The sequence below is a fragment of the Dermacoccus sp. MPR-E5 genome (assembly GCF_058809565.1).
Map to the genome: position 1 here is coordinate 132,976 of NZ_JBXASS010000003.1, position 24,237 is coordinate 157,212.

Annotated in this window: 16 protein-coding genes and 2 pseudogenes; 9 read left to right on the top strand and 9 right to left on the bottom strand. The window is 69.9% G+C overall.

What is annotated here, in order from left to right; all coding sequences use genetic code 11:
- Positions 1-14 precede the first annotated feature (14 nt).
- Together betA and betT are read left to right on the top strand one after the other, a co-directional pair.
- Positions 15-1,757: a choline dehydrogenase gene (gene betA / locus AC1RS9_RS03175; RefSeq protein ID WP_038567914.1), complete on the top strand. Its 1,743-nt coding sequence runs from the start codon at positions 15-17 to the stop codon at positions 1,755-1,757.
- Positions 1,754-3,792, top strand: a pseudogene (gene betT / locus AC1RS9_RS03180) (choline BCCT transporter BetT). The gene betA and the pseudogene betT overlap by 4 nt, the downstream one beginning before the upstream one ends.
- A gap of 157 nt (positions 3,793-3,949) precedes the next feature.
- Here betT and hemQ read toward each other — a convergent pair.
- Complete coding sequence (gene hemQ / locus AC1RS9_RS03185) at positions 3,950-4,687, bottom strand: hydrogen peroxide-dependent heme synthase (RefSeq protein WP_131940902.1); 738 nt, start codon at positions 4,685-4,687, stop codon at positions 3,950-3,952.
- A gap of 46 nt (positions 4,688-4,733) precedes the next feature.
- Positions 4,734-6,143, bottom strand: a complete 1,410-nt coding sequence (hemG, locus tag AC1RS9_RS03190) for a protoporphyrinogen oxidase (RefSeq protein WP_235006145.1) — start codon at positions 6,141-6,143, stop codon at positions 4,734-4,736.
- Between the two features lie 206 nt (positions 6,144-6,349).
- Between hemG and yczE the strand changes: the two genes are divergently transcribed.
- Positions 6,350-7,078, top strand: a complete 729-nt coding sequence (gene yczE / locus AC1RS9_RS03195; protein WP_115297062.1) for a membrane protein YczE — start codon at positions 6,350-6,352, stop codon at positions 7,076-7,078.
- Between the two features lie 136 nt (positions 7,079-7,214).
- Here yczE and mptB read toward each other — a convergent pair whose 3' ends face one another.
- A complete protein-coding gene (gene mptB / locus AC1RS9_RS03200) occupies positions 7,215-8,708 on the bottom strand; it encodes a polyprenol phosphomannose-dependent alpha 1,6 mannosyltransferase MptB (RefSeq protein WP_115296288.1) in 1,494 nt (497 codons plus the stop codon).
- Positions 8,683-9,780, bottom strand: coding sequence for a uroporphyrinogen decarboxylase (gene hemE / locus AC1RS9_RS03205; protein WP_115296289.1), 1,098 nt, complete (start codon positions 9,778-9,780; stop codon positions 8,683-8,685). The genes mptB and hemE overlap by 26 nt, the downstream gene beginning before the upstream one ends.
- 111 nt (positions 9,781-9,891) lie before the next feature.
- Between hemE and AC1RS9_RS03210 the strand changes: the two genes are divergently transcribed.
- Positions 9,892-10,206, top strand: coding sequence for a GNAT family N-acetyltransferase (locus tag AC1RS9_RS03210; RefSeq protein WP_074039207.1), 315 nt, complete (start codon positions 9,892-9,894; stop codon positions 10,204-10,206).
- A 51-nt stretch (positions 10,207-10,257) separates the two neighbouring features.
- Here the strand turns inward: AC1RS9_RS03210 and AC1RS9_RS03215 are convergent, their stop codons facing one another.
- A complete protein-coding gene (locus tag AC1RS9_RS03215; protein ID WP_165584899.1) occupies positions 10,258-11,109 on the bottom strand; it encodes a DMT family transporter in 852 nt (283 codons plus the stop codon).
- 207 nt (positions 11,110-11,316) lie between these two features.
- On the opposite strand from AC1RS9_RS03215, the gene AC1RS9_RS03220 reads away from it, so the two are divergent.
- The 5 genes and pseudogenes from AC1RS9_RS03220 to AC1RS9_RS03240 all read left to right on the top strand — a co-directional run.
- Positions 11,317-11,898 (top strand): DUF3000 domain-containing protein, encoded by a 582-nt coding sequence (locus AC1RS9_RS03220; protein WP_115296291.1) that lies wholly within the window; start codon positions 11,317-11,319, stop codon positions 11,896-11,898.
- A 3-nt stretch (positions 11,899-11,901) separates the two neighbouring features.
- Entirely contained in the window at positions 11,902-13,281 is a 1,380-nt protein-coding gene (locus AC1RS9_RS03225; protein ID WP_492920486.1) for an HRDC domain-containing protein, read from the top strand.
- A gap of 227 nt (positions 13,282-13,508) precedes the next feature.
- On the top strand, positions 13,509-14,726 hold the full coding sequence (locus tag AC1RS9_RS03230) for a thiolase family protein (protein ID WP_115296293.1): 1,218 nt from the start codon (positions 13,509-13,511) through the stop codon (positions 14,724-14,726).
- Positions 14,726-16,855: a 3-hydroxyacyl-CoA dehydrogenase NAD-binding domain-containing protein gene (locus AC1RS9_RS03235; RefSeq protein WP_074039205.1), complete on the top strand. Its 2,130-nt coding sequence runs from the start codon at positions 14,726-14,728 to the stop codon at positions 16,853-16,855. Before AC1RS9_RS03230 ends, AC1RS9_RS03235 begins: the two co-directional genes overlap by 1 nt.
- A gap of 306 nt (positions 16,856-17,161) precedes the next feature.
- Positions 17,162-18,508: pseudogene (locus AC1RS9_RS03240) on the top strand (UDP-N-acetylglucosamine 1-carboxyvinyltransferase); the annotation flags it as partial.
- 89 nt (positions 18,509-18,597) lie between these two features.
- Here the strand turns inward: AC1RS9_RS03240 and hutI are convergent.
- The 4 genes from hutI to hutU all read right to left on the bottom strand — a co-directional run bounded on the left by hutI (position 18,598) and on the right by hutU (position 24,194).
- Positions 18,598-19,773 carry an imidazolonepropionase gene (hutI, locus tag AC1RS9_RS03245; protein WP_474916803.1) on the bottom strand — a complete coding sequence of 392 codons (1,176 nt, stop codon included), beginning with the start codon at positions 19,771-19,773 and terminating at the stop codon, positions 18,598-18,600.
- Complete coding sequence (locus tag AC1RS9_RS03250; protein ID WP_474916802.1) at positions 19,770-21,200, bottom strand: formimidoylglutamate deiminase; 1,431 nt, start codon at positions 21,198-21,200, stop codon at positions 19,770-19,772. The genes hutI and AC1RS9_RS03250 overlap by 4 nt, the downstream gene beginning before the upstream one ends.
- Complete coding sequence (locus AC1RS9_RS03255) at positions 21,197-22,438, bottom strand: allantoate amidohydrolase (protein ID WP_492920490.1); 1,242 nt, start codon at positions 22,436-22,438, stop codon at positions 21,197-21,199. Before AC1RS9_RS03255 ends, AC1RS9_RS03250 begins: the two co-directional genes overlap by 4 nt.
- A gap of 100 nt (positions 22,439-22,538) precedes the next feature.
- Positions 22,539-24,194, bottom strand: a complete 1,656-nt coding sequence (gene hutU / locus AC1RS9_RS03260) for a urocanate hydratase (protein ID WP_062255839.1) — start codon at positions 24,192-24,194, stop codon at positions 22,539-22,541.
- Between the last annotated feature and the right edge of the window lie 43 nt (positions 24,195-24,237).

Genomic DNA, 24,237 nt, shown 5'->3' on the forward strand with positions numbered 1-24,237 from the left:
CCAGGAGAGACACCATGAAGAAGCGTTACGACTACGTCATCGTCGGCGGTGGATCCGCCGGTTCCGCCCTCGCCAACCGCCTCTCGGCGGACGCCGGCACGAGCGTCCTCGTCCTCGAGGCGGGGCGCGCCGACTTCAAGTTCGACCCGCTCATCCACATGCCCGCCGCGCTCATGTTCCCCTCGGGCAACCCGCTGTACGACTACAAGTACGAGACCGACCCGGAGCCCTACATGGGCGGCCGCCGCGTCGCGCACACGCGCGGCAAGGTGCTCGGTGGTTCGAGCTCGATCAACGGCATGATCTTCCAGCGCGGCAACCCCGGCGACTACGAGAAGTGGGCGTCCTTCGAGGGCATGCAGGACTGGGACTACAAGCACTGCCTGCCGTACTTCAAGCGCATGGAGACGACGCTCGCCGGCGCTGACGCCTGGCGCGGCGGCTCCGGCCCCCTCGTGCTCGAGCGCGGCCCCGCGTCGTCGCCGCTGTTCCAGGCCTTCTTCGAGGCGACGCAGCAGGCCGGCTACGCGCTGACCGACGACGTCAACGGCTACCGCCAGGAGGGCTTCGCGCCCTTCGACCACAACACGTTCAACGGCTCGCGCATGAGCGCGTCGCGCTCGTACCTGTGGCCGATCAAGAACCGCAAGAACCTCGACATCGCGACGCTGTCGTTCGTCACGAAGCTGCGCTGGGACGGCAACCGCGTCACGGGTGTCGACTTCGTGCGCGGCGGCCGTCGTCATCACAGCGTCGACGCCGGCGAGGTCATCCTGTGCGGTGGAGCGTTCAACACCCCGCAGCTGCTGCAGCTTTCGGGCGTCGGCAACCCCGAGTACCTGCGCGAGGCCGGCGTCACGCCGCGCGTCGAGCTGCCCGGAGTCGGTGAGAACCTCCAGGACCACCTCGAGGTGTACCTGCAGCACGAGTCGAAGCAGCCCGTCTCCATCCAGCCGTGGCTGAAGAAGTGGAAGGCCCCGTACATCGGTGCGCAGTGGCTGTTCCTCAACTCCGGTGTCGGCGCCTCCAACCACTTCGAGGCCGGCGGCTTCCTCCGCACGAACGAGGACGTCCAGTACCCCAACCTGATGTTCCACTTCCTGCCCGTCGCCGTCCGTTACGACGGCACCGGCGGTGACCACGAGCACGGCTACCAGGTGCACATCGGCCCGATGAACTCTGACGTGCGCGGTCACGTGCGCATCAAGAACGCCGACCCGAAGCAGCACCCGAGCATCCTGTTCAACTACCTGTCGACGGAGAACGACCGTCGCGAGTGGGTCGAGGTCGTGCGCACCGCGCGTCACATCCTGTCGCAGCCCGCGTTCGCCTCGTTCGACGGCGGCGAGATCAGCCCCGGGCCCGACTGCGCCACCGACCAGGAGATCATCGACTGGATCGCGAAGGACGCGGAGACGGCCCTGCACCCGAGCTGCTCGGTCAAGATGGGCACCGACGAGATGTCGTGCGTCGACCCGAACTCGATGAAGGTGCACGGCACCGAAGGCCTGCGCGTCGCCGACGCCTCGGTCTTCCCGAGCATCACGAACGGCAACATCTACGCGCCCGTCATGATGGTCGCCGAGCGCGCCGCCGACCTCATCGCCGGCAACACGATGCTCGAGCCGCAGGACCCGCCGGTCTACCGTGCGAAGGCCGGGATGCCGCTGTGGCCCCAGGGTGACCCCCGCAACGACGCCTGGGACGCCAAGGACGAGATCCCGAGCGCCGCGAAGGTGATGGCGGAGCAGCCGTGAGCAGCCCCGCCACCGTCACCGCCGAGGACGAACAGGTCGTCGACCCCAAGGTCAAGCCTGTCGTCCTCGGCGGCACGGCCGTCTTCATCGTCCTCGTCGCCGGATGGTGCCTCGTCGCCCCCAAGACCGCCGAGAAGCAGCTCGGTGATCTGACGGCATGGATGGGCGACTGGTTCGGCTGGTTCTACATCCTCCTCGCGACGGCGACGCTCGTCTTCGTCGCGTACATCGCGCTGCGTCACTCGAAGGTGCGCATGGGCGCCGACTCGGACCGGCCCGAGTACTCGACGTTCTCGTGGGCGTGCATGCTGTTCGCCGCCGGCATCGGCACCGACCTCATGTTCTTCGCGGTGGCCGAACCGGCGACGCAGTACCTCAACCCGCCGGCCGGCAAGGGCGGCACCGTCGAATCGGCACGTGAGGCGACGGTCTGGACGCTCTTCCACTACGGCATCACCGGGTGGGGCATGTACACGCTGATGGGCCTCGCCCTCGGCTACTTCGCCCACCGCAAGGGGCTGCCGCTCGCCGTCCGTTCAGCGCTGTACCCGCTGTTCGGCAAGCGCATCAAGGGTGGCATCGGCAACGCAGTCGACATCGCCACCGTCCTCGGCACGATCTTCGGTGTCGCGACGAGCCTGGGTATCGGTGTCGTCATGCTCAACGTCGGCCTCGACGTGCTGTTCGGCGCGCCGCAGGGCCTGCCGGTGCAGATCGGCCTCGTCGTCCTCGCCGTCGTCATGGCGACGATCTCGGCGACGTCCGGCGTCGACAAGGGCATCCGCATCCTCAGCCAGCTCAACGTCATCCTGGCGCTGCTGCTCGCGGTTGGGTGCTCGTGTTCGGCGACACGTCGTTCCTGCTGCGCGCCGCCGTCATGAACGTCGGCGACTTCGTCTCGATGTTCCCCGGCATGACGATGGACACGATGGCCTACGACTACCCCGCCGACTGGATGAACGGCTGGACGCTGTTCTTCTGGGCCTGGTGGATCGCCTGGGCGAGCTTCGTCGGCATGTTCCTCGCGCGCATCTCGAAGGGGCGCACGATCGGGCAGTTCGTCACCGGCACGCTGACGATCCCGTTCCTCTACATCGTCATGTGGGTGACGATGTTCGGCAACAGCGCGATCGAGCGCATCCGGGGCGGGGACGCGGCGTTCGGCGAATCGGCCGTCAACGCACCGGAGACGGGGTTCTTCGACCTGCTCCAGCAGTACCCGGCCGCGACGTTCATCATCGGGCTCGCGACGTTCGTCGGCCTGCTGTTCTATGTGACCTCGGCCGACTCCGGCGCGCTCGTCATGGCGAACCTTTCGTCGACGCTGCCCGACCCGGAGACGGACGCGAAGCCGTGGGTTCGCATCCTGTGGGCCGCCGCGACCGGTCTGCTGACGGTGGCGATGCTCGTCGTCGGCGGCATCAAGGCGCTGCAGTCGGCGACCGTCGTCATGGGGTTGCCGTTCGCGGTCGTCATGGTGCTCGTCATGATCGGGTTGCATCGCGCGCTCGAGGGCGAGCGGCGTCAGAGCGACGCGCTGCGCGCTTCGCTGCGCTCGTCGATCGTGTCGGCGCCACCCGCGCCGACGCAGGGTTCGTGGCGCAACCGGCTGGCACGCCAGTTCGGCACCGTCTCGCTGCGCACGCTCGAGACGCGCATGACGAGTGTCGTCGAACCGGCCCTCGAGGAGGTCGCGGCCGAACTGCGCAACAGCGGCGTCGACGCCGTCGTCGAGACGAACGCGGATCCGAGCCGTCACGTCGCGCGGACGGTGACGCTCACCGTCCACGCGCAGGGGCCCGGTTTCGACGACTTCCACTACCTCACGCACATCCGACGGGTGAAGGTCGCCTCGTACGGATCGCGCATGGTGGAGGCCGACGACACCTCGTGCCAGCTCGAGGTCGTCGTGCCCGGCGGCGGCACGTACGAGATCGACACGTACACGAAGGAACAGATCGCGCACGACGTGCTCGATCACTACCAGTGGTGGGTCGGCTCCGTCGACGCCGTCGCGACGGAGGCCGCCCGCTGACGCAGCCTCCCCCGCGTCGTTGACGTGCTGACGTGACGGGACGCGGGAGGCCGCGGTGAGGCCGCATGACGAAGGCCCGGTTCGAGTGAGAACTCGAACCGGGCCTTCGTCATGACCGGGCGACGATTGCCTCGCCCCGCGCGGCCTCGCGAGAGCGTCAGCGCAGACGCGAGACGAACTTGTCCATCGTCGTCATCGGGCCGGTGAAGAACGGGATCTCGTGACGCACGTGACGGCGCGCCTCGGTGTAGCGCATCTCGCGCATGAGGTCGAGGATGCGGTGCAGGTCGTCGGCCTCGAACGCGAGGATCCACTCGTAGTCGCCGAGACCGAACGAGGCGATCGTGTTGGCGCGCACGTCGGGGTACTCGCGCGCGGCCATGCCGTGGTCGTGGAGCATCTTCTTGCGCTCCTCGTCGGGCAGCAGGTACCAGTCGTAGCTGCGCACGAACGGGTAGACGCAGATGTACTCCCGGGCACGCTCGTCGGCCATGAACGCGGGGATGTGGCCGCGGTTGAACTCGGCGACACGGTGCATCGCCATGTTCGACCAGAACGGCGTGAGGTGACGCCCGAGCTGCGTCGCGAGGAATCCGCGGTAGGCGCTCTGCAGTTCGTCGACGGATTCGCTGTGCATCCACAGCATGAGGTCGGCCTCGGCGCGCAGGCCGGCGAGGTCGTAGGCGCCGCGGACGGTGACGCCCTTGACGGCGAGCGAATCCAGGAAAGCCTGCGCCTCGGCGGCGATGGCGTCGCGGTCGCCGTCGATCTCCTTGGAGACGGAGAAGACCGACCACATCGCGTACACGAGCGAACCGTTGATGCGATCGACCATGACGTGCTTCGGTTCGGCCTTGCTCGCGGTGTCTGCGGGGGTGTTCGTCTCGGACGTCATCGTCCGCCTCCTTGTCGTCGCACTTCTTCGGATTCTGGTGGAAAGTCTAGGCGCGCGGCGCGCTCGAGGTGACGGCGCGATCGGCGGCCGCGCGAGCCGTCGCGACGCACGCGGGGATGCCGACACCGTGCATCGCAGCCCCTGCGACAGCGAGTCCGGGCAGGTCGGCGAGCGCGTCCTCAGCCCGTTCGATGCGCGCCAGGTGGCCCAGGGCGTACTGAGGCAGCCCGTCCCGCCAGCGCTGCACGTGCTGATCGCGCGGCGTCGGCAGCGGGTGGCCGAGGGCGTGCTCGAGGTCGGCCAGGCCCGCTGCGGCGAGGGCGTCGTCGCTCTCGTCGAGGATCGCGTCGTCGCGGTGACGCCCGAGCGAGACCCGCACGTACGTGACGTCGGGGGCAGCCTCAGCGAGCCACGGCCACTTGATCGACGAGAACGTCGACGCCTTGATCGTGCGGCCGTCGACGGGCGGGACGAGGAAGCCCGTACCCTGCGGAAGCTGCTGTGCGACAGCCGAATCGAACGCGTAGGTGACGATGGCCATCGAGGCGTACTCGATCTCGGCGAGCGCGTCGGCCGCCTCGGGCGCGAGGTCGGCGAGCAATCGGGCTGTGACGGGCGCCGGCGTCGCGAGGACGACGGCGTCGAACGTATGCGGCTCGGGCAGGCCCTCGACGTCGACCTCGACGTGCCAGCCGGCGCGGTGCGCGAGGGCGCGACGCAGGTCTGTGACGGTGGCCCCGGTGCGGATCGCCACTCCCCTGGCGTCGAAGGCTTCGCGAAGTTTCTCGGGCAACGACCCCATGCCCCCGGCGGGTGCGCCGAACACCTGGCGGGCGTCGTTCGACGAAACGGCCGACGACGCCGCCGCAGCAGCCTGCGTCAGCAGGGTGCCGGCGCGTAGCGCGGCGTAAAGGGCGGGGACGCAGGCGCGCGTCGACAGCTCGCGCGCGTGGCCGGCGTACACGCCACCGAGCAGCGGTTCGACCATGCGGTCGACGACGGCCGAGCCAAGTGCCTGCTCGACGGCGTCACCGACGCTGATGTCGGCGTCAGCATCGTCGAGGGTGAGGCTGACGGCCCGTTCGTCGGCGGCGCGCGCGACCTCGGCGTCGTCGAGGAGACCGGCGGCGGCGTGTGGGTCGGACGGGATGCCCATGAGCGTGCCCGCGGGCAGCGCCTCGAGCGAGCCTCGCGACCACAGCATCGCTGGAAAGCGTTGCGGGTGAACGGAATCGACGCCGAGCTCGGCGAGCAGCGCGACGACTTCGGGCCGACGCCAGAGCGCCGACTCGGCGCCGACGTCGACGGCGTGCCCGGCGATCACCTCTTGGCGCAGCTTGCCCCCGACGCGTTCGTTCGCGTCGAACACCGTCACCTGCGTGTCCGGGTGCGTCGTGCTGACGTGCCACGCTGCGACGAGCCCCGAGATGCCACCACCGATGATGCCGACCTTCATGTGATCCAGCATTTCACCTCGCACCCCCAGCCACGTCGTCGAGGGGCGCCTGCGGCCCAGATGGTGACGAAGGTCCTACGTGCGTACCCGCCGTCATCATTGCGCCGCCTCTGCGCCCCTGGACACGACGCGCACGAGACTCGACTCGCCCCTAGGGTGACGCCATGCGCACGCCCCACCCGACCGCCGCCGTTCCAGAGCAGGGCATGCCCACACCGCCACCTGCCGATGCGGCCTCGACCGGCGGCGTGCGGCGCCGTCACCGAACCTTGTCGAACCTGACGCCCGCCGAGCAACTGCGCGCCGGGCGTCTCGGGCTGCGTCTGCCCCAGTTGTTCGTCGGCCTGACGCTGTACGGCGCCGCGATGGGTCTGTTCGTGCGCAGCCATGTCGGCCTCGACCCGTGGGACGTGTTCCACATGGGCGTCAGCGAACACACGGGGCTCGACATGGGCACCGTCACGATCATCACGTCGTTCGCCGTGCTGCTGTTGTGGGTGCCGCTGCGCCAGTGGCCGGGGCTCGGGACGATCGCGAACTCTGTCTGGATCGGGCTCGCCCTCAACGCGACGCTGGCCGTCACGCCCGACGTGCACGGCGTCGCCTGGCAGGTGGCGGTCTTCTCGCTCGGGCTGGTCCTCAACGGCATCGGCGGTGCGATGTACATCGGCAGCCAGCTCGGCCCCGGCCCGCGCGACGGGTTGATGACAGGCCTGCACCACCGCACCGGTGCGAGCCTGCGCCTCATCCGCACCGGCATCGAGGTGAGCGTCCTCGTCATCGGGTGGCTGCTCGGCGGCGTCGTCGGGCTCGGCACCGTGGCCTACGCCCTGCTCATCGGCCCGCTCGTGCAGTTCTTCCTGCCGTGGTTCATCGTCGACCTGCACCGTGGAGCTGCTACGCCCCATGAAGACGTCGGCCCCGAAGCGCACTGATCCACTGCCGCCGCCCTCCACCTTCACCGCGCTGCCCGCCTCCCGAGCGCAGCTGAGTCACTTCGTGCGACCCGCGTCAGTCAGGACTGACTCACGTGGCACGAAGTGACTCAACCGCAAGAACGAGCGCCGAACCTCAGGCACTCAGCCAGCGACGCACCCGTGGTGGTAGGTCGTCGCGACGGCGCGTCAGCGCGAACTGGTGCGACGCGACGACGACGGCCGCAACGAGCAGACTCGCGCCGGCGAGCGTCGTGTCCCACATGACGGTGAGCGCGGACGCCACCCCGAGCGTCATGACGAGGTGGATGCGGCGGGTGCGCATCGCGAGCAGCACACCGCACGGCAGCACGGTGAACGCGTACCAGGAGTGCACGACGGGCGCGAGCAGGACGACTGCGGCGAACACTCCCGCGTTCGTCACCATCGCCGACGGCAGTTTGCCCGTCGGCCGGCGCAGCGCCGCCCAGATGACAAGGATGACGGCGAGACCCATGCCGGCGCCGCGGATGAGCGACATCGCGAGGTCGCCGGCCTCGTCGCTGATGAAGCCGAAGAAGTAGCGGGGCAGGTAACCGAGAGCCGTGGGGATCGAGGCGGGCGTGACGACGACGCCCGGCACGCTGAGCGCGCGGATCCAGCCGACGCCGAGGCCATACGGGATGCCGCACAGCGCCGTCACGAGAGCCCCCAGCAGCCCCGCCTGTGCGAGGCGGGCGAAGCGTCGACGCAGGTCGACGCCCACCGGCAATGACAACAACACGACGGGGACGACGGCCACGATGGCGGTGAACTTGACCCCTGCGGCGATACCGACGAAGACGGTGGCCCACACCCAGCGCCCCGCCGCTGCCCACACGAGCGCGGCCGTGACGAGGCCCATGAGGAGCACGTCGTTGTGCTCGCCACCGAAACCGTGGGCGAGCATGAGCGGGGAGGCCAGCGTCAGGGCGCTCGCGAGCGCGGGGCTGACGTCGAGGCGACGCGCGAGACGCGGCATGGCCCAGGCGGTGAGGACGAGCCCGATGATGATCGGGACGCGCTGCAGCCACACGAGAACCGTCGGTTCCTTCACGACCTCGGTGCACAGGGCGCCCCACGTCAGGGGCAGCGGACCGTATGGCGTCGGGGTGTAGCGCCAGATCGGGTCGACCATCGAGGTGAGCAGTTCGGGCATCTCCCCCGGGGAGACGACGTACGGGTCGCGGCCCGACTGCGTCAGTGCCCCCTGCGCGAGGTAGCTCCAGCCGTCGTGGGAGAACATCGGCGGCGCGATGAGCCACGGCAGGGCCCACAGTGCCGTCAGGCGCCGGACGACGGCCGTCGCCGCGCGTTGCGCGACGCCGTCGCGGGGCGTGTGCCGGGTGGCGCGCACAAGGTCGACCCAGGCCCACGCGAGCAACAGCATGCCGGCAGCGACGATGATCCAGCCCGCGACGCGCCCCAGCTGCTGCTGGTAGAGCCAGTGCAGCGGCGCGAGCACGTCGCGCACCGGGCCCGGCGGCAGGTCGTTCGTCATGAACCCGCCGAGCATGGCGAGCGCGGAGCCGACGACGCCGCGCGCCGTCAGCCCCTTGCTCGTCGTGAGCGCCTGGGCGGGGCGCTCAGCGCGCGGAAACGCTGTGGACACGCTCTACGACCCGGGTGACGACGTCGGGGTCGGTGCTCGGCAGGACGCCGTGACCGAGGTTGAAGATGTGGCCCTTCGCGCGCCGCCCGGCTGCGACGATCTCGTCGACACGCGCCGCGAGCGGCTCCCACGGCGCGAACAGCAGCGCCGGGTCGAGGTTGCCCTGCAGCGCGTACTGGTTGCCGGTGCGCTCGCGGGCCGCGTCGAGGCTGACGCGGAAGTCGACGCCCACGACGTCGGCGCCCGCCTCACCCATCGCACCGAGCAGCTCGCCGGTGCCGACGCCGAAGTGGATCTTCGGCACGTCGATGCCGGGAAGATCGTCGACGGCGGCGAGGGCCGTGCGGGAATGGGGCTGGACGAAGCGCAGATAGTCGTCGAGCGGCAGGTTGCCGACCCACGAGTCGAACAGCTGGATGGCGCTCGCGCCCGCTGCTGCCTGAACGCGCAGGAAGGCGCCCGAGATCTGCGCGAGGCGCGCGCACAGGTCCTTCCACAGCTGCGGATCGCCGTACATGAGCGCCTTGGTGTTCTCGTGGTTCTTCGACGGCCCACCCTCGATGAGGTACGACGCGAGCGTGAACGGCGCGCCGGCGAACCCGATGAGCGGCGTGCCACCGAGCTCGGCGGTGATGAGCTGCACCGACTCGGTGATGTCGGTGACCATGTCGGGCGTCAGCTCGGGCAGACGCGCGAGGTCGGCGCGCGTGCGGAACGGTTGGGCGACGACGGGGCCGACGCCCGCGACGATGTCGAGGTCGACACCGGCCGCAGCCAGCGGCACGACGATGTCGGAGAAGAAGATGGCCGCATCCACGTCGTGGCGGCGCACGGGCTGCAGCGTGATCTCGGTGACGAGGTCGGGGCGGCGGCACGACTCGAGCATCCCGACGCCTTCACGCACCTTGCGGTACTCGGGCAGCGAACGCCCCGCCTGCCGCATGAACCACACCGGCGTGTACGGCACCTCCTCGCCGCGGGCAGCCTTGATGAGGACGGAGTTGCGCGGGTCTGCGTTCACTTCGGTCACGTCGTGGATTCTCTCACGCGCCCCTTGCCGCGACGCGGTCATCCGCGCGTCGAGGGTGTGACGTCTCGTCCGACATGGAGTTGGGCCCTGTCGAAGTCGCTCCCAGTCCGTCCCGCTCCTGCGGCGCGTCAGCCGCCCGCCCACGCTGGCCCCATGACGACCGACACGACGACGACGCCGCACGCCGACGACGCCCGACGTCCCACTGACGAACTGCGCACCCCGCGCCTGACGCTGCGTCGATGGACGAATGACGACGTCGACGCCGCTCACACCGGCCGCGGCTACGTGACGGAGGCTGCGCGCGCCATCCTCGACGAAGCGCTCGCCGGCGGCCTGCGCCGCGGCGTCGCCGTCACCGATCTCGACAACCACGCCTCGCAGCGGGTGGCCCGCAGGATCGGCATGCACCACGTCGGCCGCGCACGCGTCGACGACGACCAGGAACTGGAGTTCTTCGTCAGCTGACGACGGACGCGCGCAGCCCCGAGACGCGCTCGGCGCCGAGCCGACGTCCCGTCACAGCGTCACGAGGACCACGCCGACGACCGTCAGCGCTACCCCGACGAGTTGCACCATTCGCAGCCGCTCGGCGAGCACGACGCGGGCGAGAAGGAGCGTCGCGACGGGGTACAGCGAGCCGAGCACGGCGACGATCGACACCTGCCCCTGCGCGGACGCCGCCGCGAACAGCAGGTTCGCCGTCAGGTCGCCCATGCCCAGCAGCGGCAGCACGAGCACGTCGCGGCGCGTCAGCGGTTCACGGGCGAGCCCCTTCGAGCGCAGGGCGAACAGCGTCGGCAGCAGCAGCGTCAGCGACCCGCAACGCATCGCCAGCATGGCTCCCGACAGGTCGTGCCGCGCACCACCGTCCATGCAGTACAGCGACACCCCGAACCCGAGCGCGGAGATGCACGCGAGGACGACGGGGCGTCGTCCGACGTCGCCGCTCAGTTCCGGTCCGCTCGCGAGCACCGCACCGGCGAGCGCCACGAGCAACCCGATGCCGATCGAGGGCGTCCACGCGTCCCCGCGCACGAGGCCGAGGACGACGGGGACGATCGCGCCCAGCGCCGTGATCGGCGAGACGACACCCATCGTCCCGCTCGACAGCGCCGCATACAGACACATCAGCCCGACGGCGCCGCTCAGCCCCGCGCCGACGCCCCACGTCGCCCACGACGTCCAGTCGGACGAGCCGTGCGTGCCGGCGAGGGAGACGACGCCGAAGAAGATCAGTGCCGCGACGAGTCCCCCGAGCTGCGACAGGGCCACCACCTTGACGGGGTGGAAGCGTTTCGCCCACAACCCGCCCACGAAGTCGGCCGTGCCCCACACGGCGGAGGAGAGCAGCGCCACGAACGTCACCATTCGCGCCACTCTAAAGCCATACGCCCGGCGAGACCCCAGCGCACCGCCCGGACCCATCTGCGATTTTCGTCCACAATCACTCCTGGTAACCGTGGACGAAAATCGCAGATGGGGACAGGAATCGCCGATGGGTCCGGGCGGGGCCCTTGACGACCCGCGCGGCGTGGCTCCCAGGTTTCGCGTGATAACGCCCCTAGGGTTACCGCCATGGGCATGCACACGTTGAGGCACGATGACGCGACGTATTTCGCCGACGTCGTCGAAACGGTCAAGGCCGCCGCCGTGCGCCCGCAGGTGCACCTCACCGAGGTGCCCGCGCCGCGTCGCATCGCCCCGCACGCCGTCGCGTTCTCGGCGGAGGTCGTCGACCCCAAGAACGCTGACGACGTCCTCGGCACCGGCCGTTTCGTCCTGCTGCACGACCCCGCCTCCCCCGAGGCGTGGCACGGTACCTGGCGCATCGTGACGTTCGCGCGCGCCGAACTCGAATCCGAGATGGCGACCGACCCTGCGCTCGGCGCCGTCGGTTGGGACTGGCTCCTCGAATCGCTCAAGGACGCAGACGCGACCTACTCCGCGGAGGCCGGCACTGTCACCCGTGTCGTCAACGAGAGCTTCGGCGGTCTCGGCGAGCGCCCCTCCGGCGTCGAACTCGAGGTCCGTGCGTCATGGACGCCCGACGAGTCGAACATCGCCGCGCACCTGCTCGGCTGGTCGAACCTCATGTGCACCGTCGCCGGTCTGCCCCCCGTTCCGGAAGGTGTGACGGCGCTTCCCGGGCGCTTCTGATCCATGAACGACTCCCCCACCTCACGACCCGCGGCGCACCGCGACGAAGCCCCGCCAGCGCGGCGAGCGAGCGCCGAGCCTGTATCGGCCCGCTCTTCCTCGAGTGAATCCCCGGAACCGCAGGAAACGCCTGCGTACCCCCTCTTCGAAGCACCGGCGGACGGCGTCCCGGACGTCATCACGACCGCTGCTCAACTCAAGGAATGCTGCGCCGCCATTCGTGCTGGCCACGGCCCGGTCGCCATCGACGCCGAGCGCGCCTCGGGTTTCCGCTACGGCAACGACGCCTATCTCGTGCAGTTGCGCCGCGAGGGCGCGGGTACGTGGCTCATCGACCCCGTCCCGCTCAACGATCTGAGCAGCCTCAACACCGCGATCGGCAGTGCCGAGTGGGTGCTGCACGCCGCGACGCAGGATCTGCCGTGCCTCAAGGCCCTCGGTCTGCGCCCGCGCAAGCTGTTCGACACCGAACTCGGCTCACGTCTCGCGGGTCTGCCGCGCGTCGGCCTCGCCGCCGTCACCGAGCACTTCGTCGGTGTGACGCTCGCGAAGGAGCACTCGGCGGTCGACTGGTCGACGCGCCCCCTGCCGCACGATTGGCTCGTCTATGCGGCGCTCGACGTGGAGCGGCTCGTCGAGGTGCGTGACGCGCTCGCCGCTGACCTCGAGGCGCAGGGCAAGGCCGAGTGGGCGCGTCAGGAGTTCGAGGCACTGCTCGACTTCGAGGGCCCGACGCCGAAGAAGGAGCCGTGGCGACGCACGTCCGGCCTGCACGCCCTGCGTGATCTGCGTCAGCTCGCCCGCGTTCGCGCCCTGTGGCAGACGCGTGAGGACATCGCGCAGCGTCGCGACACGACGCCCGGGCGCGTCCTGCCCGACGCCCTCATCATCGACCTCGCACGGCGCAACCCGCACGACACCTCCGGTCTGGTCGGCCCGCCGGCCATCCGCCCGCGCGTCGGTGACGGTTCCGCGCGGCGCCGCCGTCCGCGTCCGGCGCACCGGGGTCTCGCGCGCTACGGCGAGCGTTGGCTCGCGGCGCTGAAGGCCGCCGACGCCCTGCCGAACCGCGAGCTGCCGACGGCGACGCAGCGCACCTCGGCTCCCCCGCCGATCCGTGCGTGGCATGACAAGAACCCGGCAGCGGCCGGGCGTCTCGACGACGTCCGTTACGGCTTGCAGCGCTTCAGCGAGGAGCGTCGCGTACCCGTCGAGAATCTCGTGACGCCCGATCTGCTGCGCCGCGTCATCTGGTCACCGCCCGCCGACACGAGCGAAGACGGCTGGCGCGCGGCGCTGAGCGCCGGCGGAGCCCGCCCGTGGCAGTGCGACATCGTCGCTCCGCTGCTCGCCGAGGCGGCTCTCGACCACCCGTCGCGCTGACGCCCCGCACGCCCGGCCCACGGGTCCCCGCCGTGCCTGCACGCCCACCGAACGCCCGCTGCAGCTGCGTCACGTGCTGCTGCGTGCGTCAGGCATGACTGACGCACGCAGCACCGAGTGACCCACCCAGCCCCCCTCCCGCGCACGAATCCACCCCCTTTCGTACTCAGCGGTAACAAAGCGCGTTAGCCTGGGCACGTCAGCTTCGTCTAGCTTCGGGAGGCATCGTGCCCCGCACGCTCCATGAGGTCGTCTTCGTCGACGGTGTTCGCACGCCGTTCGGCAAGGCCGGTGAGAAGGGCATGTACGCCCAGACCCGCGCCGACGACCTGGTCATCAAGTGCATTCGTGAACTCATGCGCCGTCAGCCGAACCTGCCGCCGGAGCGCGTCGACGAGGTCGCCATCGCGGCCACGACGCAGATCGGCGACCAGGGTCTGACGATCGGGCGCATGGCTGCTCTGTTGTCGGGCCTGCCCAAGTCGGTGCCCGGTTACGCCATCGACCGCATGTGCGCGGGCGCGATGACGGCCGTGACGACGTCCGCGTCCGGCATCGCGTTCGGCGCGTACGACGTCGTCATCGCCGGTGGTGTCGAGCACATGGGCCGCCACCCCATGGGTGAGGGAACCGACCCGAACCCGCGCATCGTCGCCGAGAAGCTCGTCGACCCGAGCGCCCTGGTCATGGGCAAGACGGCCGAGAACCTGCACGACCGTTACCCGGCGATCACGAAGGAGCGCTGCGACGCGTTCGCCGTCGCCAGCCAGAACAAGCTCGCGAAGGCGTACGCGGAGGGCAAGATCCAGCAGGATCTCGTGCCCGTCGCGACGCGCAACGTCGAGAAGGGCTGGGGCCTGGCCACGGCCGACGAGCCGCCGCGCCCCGGCACGACCGTCGAGGAACTGGCCAAGCTGAAGACGCCGTTCCGTGCGCACGGCAACGTGACGGCCGGTAACGCGGCCGGTCTCAACGACGGTGCGACGGCGTGCATCCTCGCCTCCGAGGAGAGCGCGAAGGAGCTCGGCCTGCCCGTCGGCATGCGCCTGGTCGACTTCGCGTTCGTCGGCGTCGACCCCGAGGTCATGGGCATCGGCCCCGTCCCGGCCACCGAGAAGGCTCTCGCCAAGGCGGGCCTGACGATCGACGACATCGACCTGTTCGAACTCAACGAGGCCTTCGCCGTGCAGGTGCTGGCCTTCCTCGACCACTTCGGCATCGACGCCGACGACGAGCGCGTCAACGCCTACGGCGGCGCCATCGCGACGGGTCACCCGCTCGCGAGCTCCGGCGTGCGTCTCATGACGCAGCTGTCGCGCCAGTTCGCCGAGCACCCCGAGGCGCGCTACGGCGTCACCGCGATGTGCATCGGCATCGGCATGGGTGGCTGTGTCATCTGGGAGAACCCCAACCACCCTGACTACGGCAAGGAGAAGACGGCCTGATGAGCGACAACCAGACTCAGTCGAGCGCAGAGAACGCGCGCGCCGAGGTCGTCACGCACGCCCTCAGCCAGGACATCACGCTGCCGTCGACCGACGGCAAGGGCGCCGGGACGTTCGTGCTCGTCACCCTCGACAACGGCTTCGACCACACGAAGCCGAACAGCTTTGGCCCACAGGGCCTCGCGGAGCTGGAGAAGGCCGTCGACGCCGCCGCCGAGCGCGCCGCGAAGGGCGAGATCGTCGGTTTCGGTGTGACGGGCAAGCCGTTCATCATGGCCGTCGGCGCCGACCTCATGGCGCTGCCGTCGATCACCGACCGTGAGCAGGCCGTCGACATCGCCGAGCAGGGTCACCGCGTCTTCTCGAAGATCGCCGACCTCGACGTGCCGACGTTCGCATTCGTCAACGGCGCATCCATGGGTGGTGGCGTCGAGATCGGTCTCTACTGCGACTACCGCACGATGAGCGCCGACGTGCCCGCCTACTCGCTGCCCGAGTGCTTCCTCGGCCTCGTGCCCGGCTGGGGCGGCACGTACCTGCTGCCGAACCTCATCGGCGTCGAGAACGCGCTGCAGCTCATCATCACGAACCCGCTGAGCAACAACAAGATGGCGACGGGCGCCCAGGCGTTCAAGCTGGGTGTCGCCGACGAGCTGCTCGCCCCCGTCACGTTCCTCGAGGACTCCCTCGCCTTCGCGGCCGCCGTCATCAGCGGCGAGAAGAAGGTCGAGCGCCCGGAGGTCAACAAGGACGAGGCCGCGTGGAAGGCCGCGTGCGACAAGGCCCGCGCCTTCACGATGCAGAAGACCGGTGGCGCCGCCCCCGCCCCGCTGCGCGCCATCGACCTCGTCGAGGCCGCCCGCACGAACACGCGGGCGCAGGGCTTCGCCGGTGAGGACCAGGCGCTCGGCGACCTCATCATGAGCGACGAACTGCGCGCCGGTCTGTACGCGTTCAACCTCGTCCAGAAGCGTGCGAAACGACCCGCTGGTGCGCCGGACAAGGCGCTCGCGCGCAAGGTGACGAAGGTCGGCGTCGTCGGCGCCGGTCTCATGGCCAGCCAGATGGCGCTGCTGTTCATCCGCCGCCTCGACGTGCCCGTCATCATGACGGACCTCGACCAGGCACGCGTCGACAAGGGTGTCGGCTACGTCCACGACGAGATCGACAAGCTGCTCGCCAAGGGCCGCATCTCGCAGGACAAGGCGAACCGTCTCAAGGGCCTCATCACGGGTTCGACGAGCAAGGACGGCTTCGCGGACGCCGACTTCGTCATCGAGGCCGTCTTCGAAGAGATGGGTGTCAAGAAGAGCGTCTGGGCCGAGGTCGAGCAGATCGTCACGCCCGAATGCGTCCTCGCGACGAACACCTCGTCGCTGTCGATCACCGAGATGGCAGCGGACCTGAAGCACCCCGAGCGGGTCGTCGGGTTCCACTTCTTCAACCCCGTCGCCGTCATGCCGCTGCTGGAGATCATCCGCGGCGAGAAGACGGACGACGCGACGCTCGCCACGGCGTTCGCCACCGGCAAGTCGCTGAAGAAGACGTGCATCCTCGTGAAGAACTCCCCCTCGTTCGTCGTGAACCGCCTCCTCGGCCGGTTCATGGGCGAGGCGGGCAAGATCGTCGATGAGGGCACGCCCGTCGAGGTCGTCGAGAAGGCGTTCGCCGGTGTCACCCCGATGCCGCCGTTCATGCTCATCTCGCTCGTCGGCCCCGCCATCGCGCTGCACAACTCGGAGACGCTGCACGGCGCCTTCCCGGAGCGCTTCTACGTCTCGCCGAACCTCGCGAAGGTCGTCGAGGAGAAGATCCCGAGCTTCTACGGCGCCGACGGCAAGCTCGACGACTCGATCTTCGAGAAGTTCAGCAAGCCGGCGGACGCGAAGGTGCTCACCGAGGAGCAGGTGCGCGAGCAGGCCCTGTCGGCACTGGCCGACGAGACCCGTCGCATGCTCGACGAGGAGGTCGTCGCGGCCCCGATGGACATCGACCTCGCGATGATCACCGGCGCCGGCTTCCCGTTCTGGAACGGCGGCGTGACGCCGCTGCTCGACCGCACCGGCATCGCCGAGAAGGTCACCGGTCAGCGCTTCCTGCCGAAGGGCGCCGCGAGCGTCGCCCGCTGATCGCGGTCCTGACGTCGGCGTGAGCCGCCCACGCGGGGCGTACCTCTTGACGGGGTGCGCCCCGCGCCCGCGTCTCGACACGCCGACCGCGACGATTCGGGGCGCTCGCGGCGGTGGCATACCATCGTTGAATCGCTGCGCATCGGCGAACCGCGACCGGCCACAGGGCCCGGTCGGCCGGCTCGCACCGGTGCGCGTGGGAATGACGGGGTGAACCGCAGTGTTCTTCCCGCCGACGCGTGACGTGCCCCCGGGTCGCGTCGCCGCTCGTCACACCTCGGCGTGATGGGTTCATCTGCACCAACTGATTCGGAGATTGTCACTGTGTCCAGCAACGCGCCCCTGAACCTTCGGATCATCGGCGGCAAGCAGCTGTCCGGGTCTATCGACGTGCGCACGAGCAAGAACGCCGCCGTCGCCTGCCTGTGCGCCGCGATGCTGAACAAGGGGCGCACGACGCTGCGCAACCTCGCGCGCATCGAAGAGGTCAACCGCATCACCGAGGTGCTCGACTCCATCGGCGTGCAGACGCGCTGGCTGCCGGGCACGAGCGACCTCGAGATCACGCCGCCCGCCAAGATCGACCTGTCGACGATCGACGAGGGCGCGGCGCGCCGCACCCGCACGATCCTCATGTTCCTCGGCCCGCTCATGCACGAGTTCGACTCGTTCGAGCTGCCCAACGCCGGCGGGTGCGACCTCGGTGCGCGCACCGTCGAGCCGCACCTGCACGCGCTGCGCGCGTTCGGCATGGAGGTCGTCGCGAAGGACGGGTACTACAACGTCGAGGTCGACAACTCGATCCGCCCGACGAAGCCGATCGTCCTCATCGAGCGCGGCGACACCGTCACCGAGAACGCCCTGTTCGCCGCAGCCCGCTACGAGGGCACGACGATCATCCGCAACGCCTCGAGCAACTACATGGTCCAGGATCTGTGCTTCTTCCTCGAGAAGCTCGGCGTGACGATCGAGGGCATCGGCACGACGACGCTCAAGATCACCGGCGTCGCCGAGATCAACGAGGACGTCGAGTACTTCCCGAGCGAGGACCCGATCGAGGCGATGAGCCTCATCGCAGCCGCCATCGTCACGAAGTCCGAGATCACGATCAAGCGCGTGCCGATCGAGTTCATGGAGATCGAACTGGCCATCCTCGAGGAGATGGGCTTCCAGTACGAGATGAGCGACGAGTACACCTCGGACAACGGCTTCACGCGCCTCGTCGACATCACGACGAAGCCGGGCCCGCTCAAGGCGCCGACGGACAAGATCCACCCGCTGCCCTTCCCCGGCCTCAACATCGACAACCTGCCGTTCTTCGCCGTCATCGCTGCGTGCGCCGAGGGCAAGACGCTCATCCACGACTGGGTGTACGAGAACCGCGCGATCTACCTCAACGAGCTGACAAAGATCGGTGCGACGGTGCACCTCATGGACCCGCACCGGGTCATGATCGAAGGCCCCGCCAAGTGGCGCGCCGCCGAGGTCATGTGCCCGCCCGCGCTGCGCCCCGGCGTCGTCATCCTGCTCGGCATGCTCGCGTGCCCCGGCACCTCGACGCTGCGCAACATCTACGTCATCAACCGTGGCTACGAGGAGCTCGACGAGCGTCTCAACGCACTCGGCGCCGACATCACGAGCTTCCAGGACTGATGCTCGACGGCTGCCTGCGCGGTATGCCATGACGAAGCCCGCCCGGTCGCGTACCGGGCGGGCTTCGTCGTGTCTGGGGCCGGCGTTCCTCAGACCTCCAGCGTCCGCGCGATCGGCACGCCCGGTCGGTAGCAGAGGTGACGGTGGCTGGGCGCGTCGAGAACGGCGAGGTCAGCGCGCGCACCGGGGCGGATGACGCCCACGTCGTTGCGCCGCAGCGCCTGCGCGCCGCCAGCTGTCGCAGCCCACACGGCTTCGGCGGCGCTCATGCCCATCTCGCGCACGGCGAGGGCGATCATGAACGGCATCGAGTCGGAGTAGCACGTGCCCGGGTTGCAGTCGGTCGCGATGGCGACGCTGACGCCCGCGTCGATGAGGCGCCGCGCATCCGGGTAGGGCGAGCGGGTCGAGAACTCGACGCCCGGCAGAAGCGTCGCGACGGTCGACGAATCGGCCAGTGCCGCAACGTCACTCGCCGACAGATAGGTGCAGTGGTCGACGCTCGCCGCACCGAGCTCGACGGCGAGTTGGACGCCCGGTCCCTCGCCGAGCTGGCCGCCGTGGACACGCAGTTCGAGCCCCGCGTCTCGACAGGCCCGCAGGATCGTCGCGCTCTCGTCGCCGTCGAAGGCGTGCGCGCTGCCCGGCTCGCAGAACACGTCGGCCCAGCGAGCGTACGGGCGGCACGCCTCGAGCATCTCGCCGCAGACGAGGTCGACGTAGGCGCCACGATCGCTGCCGCTCGGCACGACGTGGGCACCGAGATAGGTCGTCTCCGGCGTGAACTCGCGGGCGATGCGCAGCGCTCGCGCCTCGTCCTCGACCGTCAGCCCGTAGCCCGACTTCACCTCGACGCACGTCGTGCCCTGCGCGCGCATCTCGGCGATGCGCCGCGCGACCAGCGCGGTGAGGCGGTCGTCGTCAGCGTCGCGGGTGGCGGCCACCGTGGTGGCGATCCCGCCCCCGTCGTAGCGCTCGCCCGCCATGCGGGCGGCGAACTCGGCCGAGCGGTCGCCGTCGAAGACGAGGTGTGCGTGGCTGTCGACGAAGCCGGGCATCAGTGCGGCGCCGTCGACGTCGACGCGGCGGTCGGCGTCCGGCGCTCGGCGCGCCTCGCCGACCCATGCGATGCGGTCGTCTTCGACGACGATCGCCGCGTCGGTGAGGAGGCCGAGCAGGCGCTCGTCCTCGCTCGCGCCAGCGCGGGCGTGCTGCGGGTCGTTCGTCACGAGTTCGGCGATGCCGGTGAGGAGCGTCGTCGTCATGTCTGCCTCCAGAAGGGGTCGATGGCGTCGTGCAGGAGCCGCCCGATTCCGCCGGGCGCAAGCGTCTCTTCGAGGCGGTGGCGCCCGCCGCGCACGACGACGCGTCCGTCGACGATGACGTCCGTGACGTCCTGCGCAATCGCGGCGAGCAGGATCTGGTCAGGCGAACAGCCTGCGGTGCGCAGAGATTCGGCGTCGACGACGACGAGGTCGGCGCGCGCTCCGACGACGATCTCACCGGCGTCCGCCCAGCCGATGCTCGCGTGCCGCGTCGCCGCCGCGAGAAGGTCGCGCGGGCTCAGGCGGCCGCGCTCGTTACTCGTCAGCCGCTCGTGCATCTCGAGGCCGCGGGCTTCTTCGAACATGTCGATGACGGCGTGCTGGTCGCTGCCGAGGCTCAGCCGCGCGCCCGCGTCGTGCAGTGCAACGGCCGGCCCGATGCCGTCGGCGAGGTCGCGTTCGGTCGTCGGGCAGAAGCAGGCCGTCGCACCCGCGCGGGCGAGCGCCGAGACGTCGTCGTCGCTCAGATGCGTTGCATGGACGGCGGAGAAGCGCTCGCTCAGTGCGCCGGCCTCGTGGAGCAGACCCACGGGCGTGCGCTGGTAGTGGGCCAGTGCGGCGGCGTTCTCCGCCGGCTGTTCGGAGACATGGGCGTGGAGGATCTCCCCCGGCGTCGCGGCGACGACGTCCGCCAGTTCGTCGCGAGCGACAGCGCGCACCGAGTGAATGGCCGCGCCGACCACGGTGTTCTCGTCACTGAGTGCGTCCTCGCGCAACTGCGCGTGACGCCGCGCCCAGGCGTCGACGGAGCCGTCGCTGAAGCGCCGCTGCTCAGCGCTCATCGCGGCGTGGCCATCGGTGTCGAGGCCTCCGTGGAGGTAACACGTGTCGAGCAGCGTGAACCGGATGCCGGCCTCGCGGGCCGCTTGACGCAGCGCAGAACCCATGGCGTTCGGGTCGTCGTAGGGCGTGCCGTCGCGGCGGTGGTGGACGTAGTGGAACTCCCCCACCGCCGTGACGCCGGCCAGCGCCATCTCGGCGTACACGGCGCGCGCCAGTGCGAGGTATGTCGACGGATCGAGCTGCGCCGCAACGCGGTACATACGTTCACGCCACATCCAGAACGTGCCACCGTCGTCATGCGTGCGCCCGCGCAATGCGCGGTGGAACGCATGGCTGTGGCAGTTCGCGAAACCGGGCAGTGCGACCCCGTCGAGCCTGATCACGTCGTCCGAGGATGCGTCGTCAGAGGACACGCCACTCGGCGTCCCGCCACTCGGACCGCCAGCCGTCGATCCACCCGACAGCCCATCTCTCGGTGACGCATTCGCCGTCACCTCGACCCATCGCCCGTCCTCCTCGACGAGTCGGACATCGCGCGCGAGGCCGTCGCGAAGGTGCGCGAACGGCACGTGGTAGATGGTCATGACGCGAGATCCTCGAGCACGCGGACGAGTGCGTCGACGCCGCGCAGGCAGTCGTCGGTCTGCGCGAACTCCTCGGGCGAGTGCGACGTGCCCGTCGGGTTGCGCACGAACAACATGACGCTGGGGATGCCGTGGTTGGCGAGGATGCCGGCGTCGTGGCCGGCGCCGGTGCCGAGCATCGGCACACCCTCACCGAGCGTGCGGTGCACGCGCGCGACGAGGTCGGCGTCGAACGGGGTCGTCGGCGTCCATGACTCCTCCCGCCATTCGCCACCGAGTTCCGCTGCGCGACCTGCGATCTCGTCGATCGCTGCGCGCACGTCGTCCTCGCGGACGCCGCGGGCGTCGACCCACGCCGTCACGTGGGAGGCGATGGCGTTGATGCCGCCGGGCGTGACGTCGAGCTTTCCGACGGTCGCGACGACGCGGCGCACGGCACCGTCGTCACGCGAGGTGGCCGCCGCCCGCACCTGCTCGATGAACCGGGCGGCCTTGACCAGGGCGTCGTCGCGGTCGCCGAGCGCCGTCGTCCCGGCGTGGTCGGCGCGCCCGGTCAGGTCGGCGCGAAACCGTCCGTGCGGCCAGATGTCGGTGCCGACCGCGACGGCGGCGCCGAACGGATCGCCCGCTGCGTCACGGGGCAGGTCGATCAGTGCCCGCCCCTGTTCGACGTGCACCTCGACGAAGCACGCGAGGCGCGCGAGGGCCGCGTCGTCCCGCCCGAGATCCGACGGCTCACGCCCCGCGCGCTCCCACGCCTGTGCCATCGTGACACCGTCGGTGTCGCGCAGGCCGAGGGCGCGCTCGACCGTCAGCGCTCCGGTGATGAGGCGCGAGCCCGCGCAGGCGACGCCGAAGCGCGCGCCCTCCTCGTCGACGAAGTTGACGACACCGATCGGGCGCGCGGGCGCGAACCCCGACTCCTTGAGTCGGCGCACCGCGAGCAACGACGAGACGACGCCCAGGGGTCCGTCGAACGCCCCACCGTCGGGCACCGAGTCAAGGTGCGATCCGGTGGCGACGCCAGGCGTCCGATCCGGGTCGCCCCACCACGCCCACTGGTTGCCTGCGCGGTCCTCGACGACGTCGAGACCGAGCGCTTCACACTCCCCGTCGAACCATTCGCGGAGCGTGGAATCCTCACGGCTCCAGGCGAATCGGCGGTATCCGCCACTGTGCTTGTCGCGCCCCACCGGGGCGAGGTCGGCCCACAGGCCCTCGAACGTGCGCTCGGTCATCGAAACCCTCCGGGTCCTCGTCGTCATCGGACATGTCCGGCTCGGAAGCGGGGCGGGGCATGCCGAGCACGCCACGCCCCCGCGTCCGACGTCGTCCCGCTCAGCCCTCGCTCATCGGGATGCGGACGCCGCGCTCGGCGGCAACGTTCTCGGCGATGTCGTAGCCTGCGTCGACATGGCGGATGACACCCATGCCGGGGTCGTTCGTCAACACGCGCGCGAGCTTCTGCGCGGCCAGCGGCGTGCCGTCCGCGACGGAGACCTGCCCCGCGTGCATCGAGCGTCCGATGCCGACACCGCCGCCGTGGTGCAGCGAGACCCAGCTCGCGCCGCTCGCCGTGTTGACGAGGGCGTTGAGCAGCGGCCAGTCGGCGATGGCGTCGGAGCCATCCTGCATGGCCTCCGTCTCGCGGTAGGGCGAGGCGACAGAGCCGCAGTCGAGGTGGTCGCGCCCGATGACGATGGGGGCGCTCACCTCGCCGTTCGCAACCATGTCGTTGAAGCGCAGGCCGGCCTTGTCGCGTTCGCCGTAGCCAAGCCAGCAGATGCGCGCCGGCAGACCCTCGAAGTGCACCTTCTCGCGGGCGCCCTTGATCCAGCGGTGCAGGCGCTCGTTGTCCGGGAACAGGTCGAGCACCGCCTCGTCCGTCGCGTAGATGTCCTTCGGGTCGCCCGAGAGCGCCACCCAGCGGAACGGGCCCTTGCCCTCGCAGAACAGCGGGCGGATGTACTTCGGCACGAAGCCCTCGAACTCGAACGCGCGGTCGTAACCGCCCTGGCGTGCCTCGTCGCGGATCGAGTTGCCGTAGTCGAACACCTCGACGCCCTTGTCCTGGAAACCGACCATCGCCTCCACGTGACGCGCCATCGACTCCTGCGCTCGCTCGGTGAACTCCTCGGGCTTCTTCGCGGCGTACTCGAACCAGTCGGCGACGTCGATGCCGATCGGCAGGTAGCTCAGCGGGTCGTGCGCGCTCGTCTGGTCGGTGACGATGTCGATGGGCACGTCGCGGCGCAACAGCTCCGGGAAGACCTCGGCGGCGTTGCCGACGACGCCGATCGACACGGCCTTCTTCGCGTTCTTCGCAGCGACGGCGCGGTCGATGGCGTCGTCCAGATCGTCGGCGATCTCGTCGAGATAGCCGTGCTCGACGCGGCGGTGCAGACGCGCCGGGTCGACGTCGACGATGAGGCACGTGCCACCGTTCAGCGTGACGGCAAGGGGCTGGGCGCCGCCCATGCCACCGCAGCCGCCGGTGAGCGTCAGCGTGCCCGCGAGGGTGCCACCGAACGTGCGCTCGGCGATCGCCGCGAAACACTCGTACGTGCCCTGCAGGATGCCCTGGGTGCCGATGTAGATCCACGACCCGGCCGTCATCTGGCCGTACATCGTGAGACCCATCTGCTCGAGGCGGCGGAACTCGGGCCACGTCGCCCAGTCGCCGACGAGGTTCGAGTTCGCGATGAGCACGCGCGGCGCCCACTCGTGCGTCTGCATGACGCCGACGGGCCGGCCCGATTGCACGAGCATCGTCTCGTCGGCCTTCAACGTCTCGAGTGTGCGCACCATCGCGTCGAAGCTGCGCCAGTCACGTGCGGCGCGGCCGGTGCCGCCGTAGACGACGAGGTCGTCGGGGCGCTCGGCGACCTCCGGGTCGAGGTTGTTCATGAGCATGCGCAAGGGGGCCTCGGTGGCCCAGCTGCGAGCGTTCAACTGGGTGCCGCGGGGTGCGCGGACGGGGCGGGCGCCTTCCATGGGTGCTCCTCGGTCTGATTCGGCGGAACTGCGGGTGGGTCGA

What these genes read in the sequence shown, in the direction of transcription:
- betA (WP_038567914.1), top strand. Translation starts at nt 15, where the DNA reads ATGAAGAAGCGTTACGACTACGTCATCGTCGGCGGTGGATCCGCCGGT.
- hemQ (WP_131940902.1), bottom strand. Translation starts at nt 4,687, where the DNA reads ATGACGTCCGAGACGAACACCCCCGCAGACACCGCGAGCAAGGCCGAA.
- hemG (WP_235006145.1), bottom strand. Translation starts at nt 6,143, where the DNA reads ATGAAGGTCGGCATCATCGGTGGTGGCATCTCGGGGCTCGTCGCAGCG.
- yczE (WP_115297062.1), top strand. Translation starts at nt 6,350, where the DNA reads ATGCCCACACCGCCACCTGCCGATGCGGCCTCGACCGGCGGCGTGCGG.
- hemE (WP_115296289.1), bottom strand. Translation starts at nt 9,780, where the DNA reads ATGACCGCGTCGCGGCAAGGGGCGCGTGAGAGAATCCACGACGTGACC.
- AC1RS9_RS03210 (WP_074039207.1), top strand. Translation starts at nt 9,892, where the DNA reads ATGACGACCGACACGACGACGACGCCGCACGCCGACGACGCCCGACGT.
- AC1RS9_RS03215 (WP_165584899.1), bottom strand. Translation starts at nt 11,109, where the DNA reads ATGGTGACGTTCGTGGCGCTGCTCTCCTCCGCCGTGTGGGGCACGGCC.
- AC1RS9_RS03220 (WP_115296291.1), top strand. Translation starts at nt 11,317, where the DNA reads ATGGGCATGCACACGTTGAGGCACGATGACGCGACGTATTTCGCCGAC.
- AC1RS9_RS03225 (WP_492920486.1), top strand. Translation starts at nt 11,902, where the DNA reads ATGAACGACTCCCCCACCTCACGACCCGCGGCGCACCGCGACGAAGCC.
- AC1RS9_RS03235 (WP_074039205.1), top strand. Translation starts at nt 14,726, where the DNA reads ATGAGCGACAACCAGACTCAGTCGAGCGCAGAGAACGCGCGCGCCGAG.
- hutI (WP_474916803.1), bottom strand. Translation starts at nt 19,773, where the DNA reads ATGACGACGACGCTCCTCACCGGCATCGCCGAACTCGTGACGAACGAC.
- AC1RS9_RS03250 (WP_474916802.1), bottom strand. Translation starts at nt 21,200, where the DNA reads ATGACCATCTACCACGTGCCGTTCGCGCACCTTCGCGACGGCCTCGCG.
- AC1RS9_RS03255 (WP_492920490.1), bottom strand. Translation starts at nt 22,438, where the DNA reads ATGACCGAGCGCACGTTCGAGGGCCTGTGGGCCGACCTCGCCCCGGTG.
- hutU (WP_062255839.1), bottom strand. Translation starts at nt 24,194, where the DNA reads ATGGAAGGCGCCCGCCCCGTCCGCGCACCCCGCGGCACCCAGTTGAAC.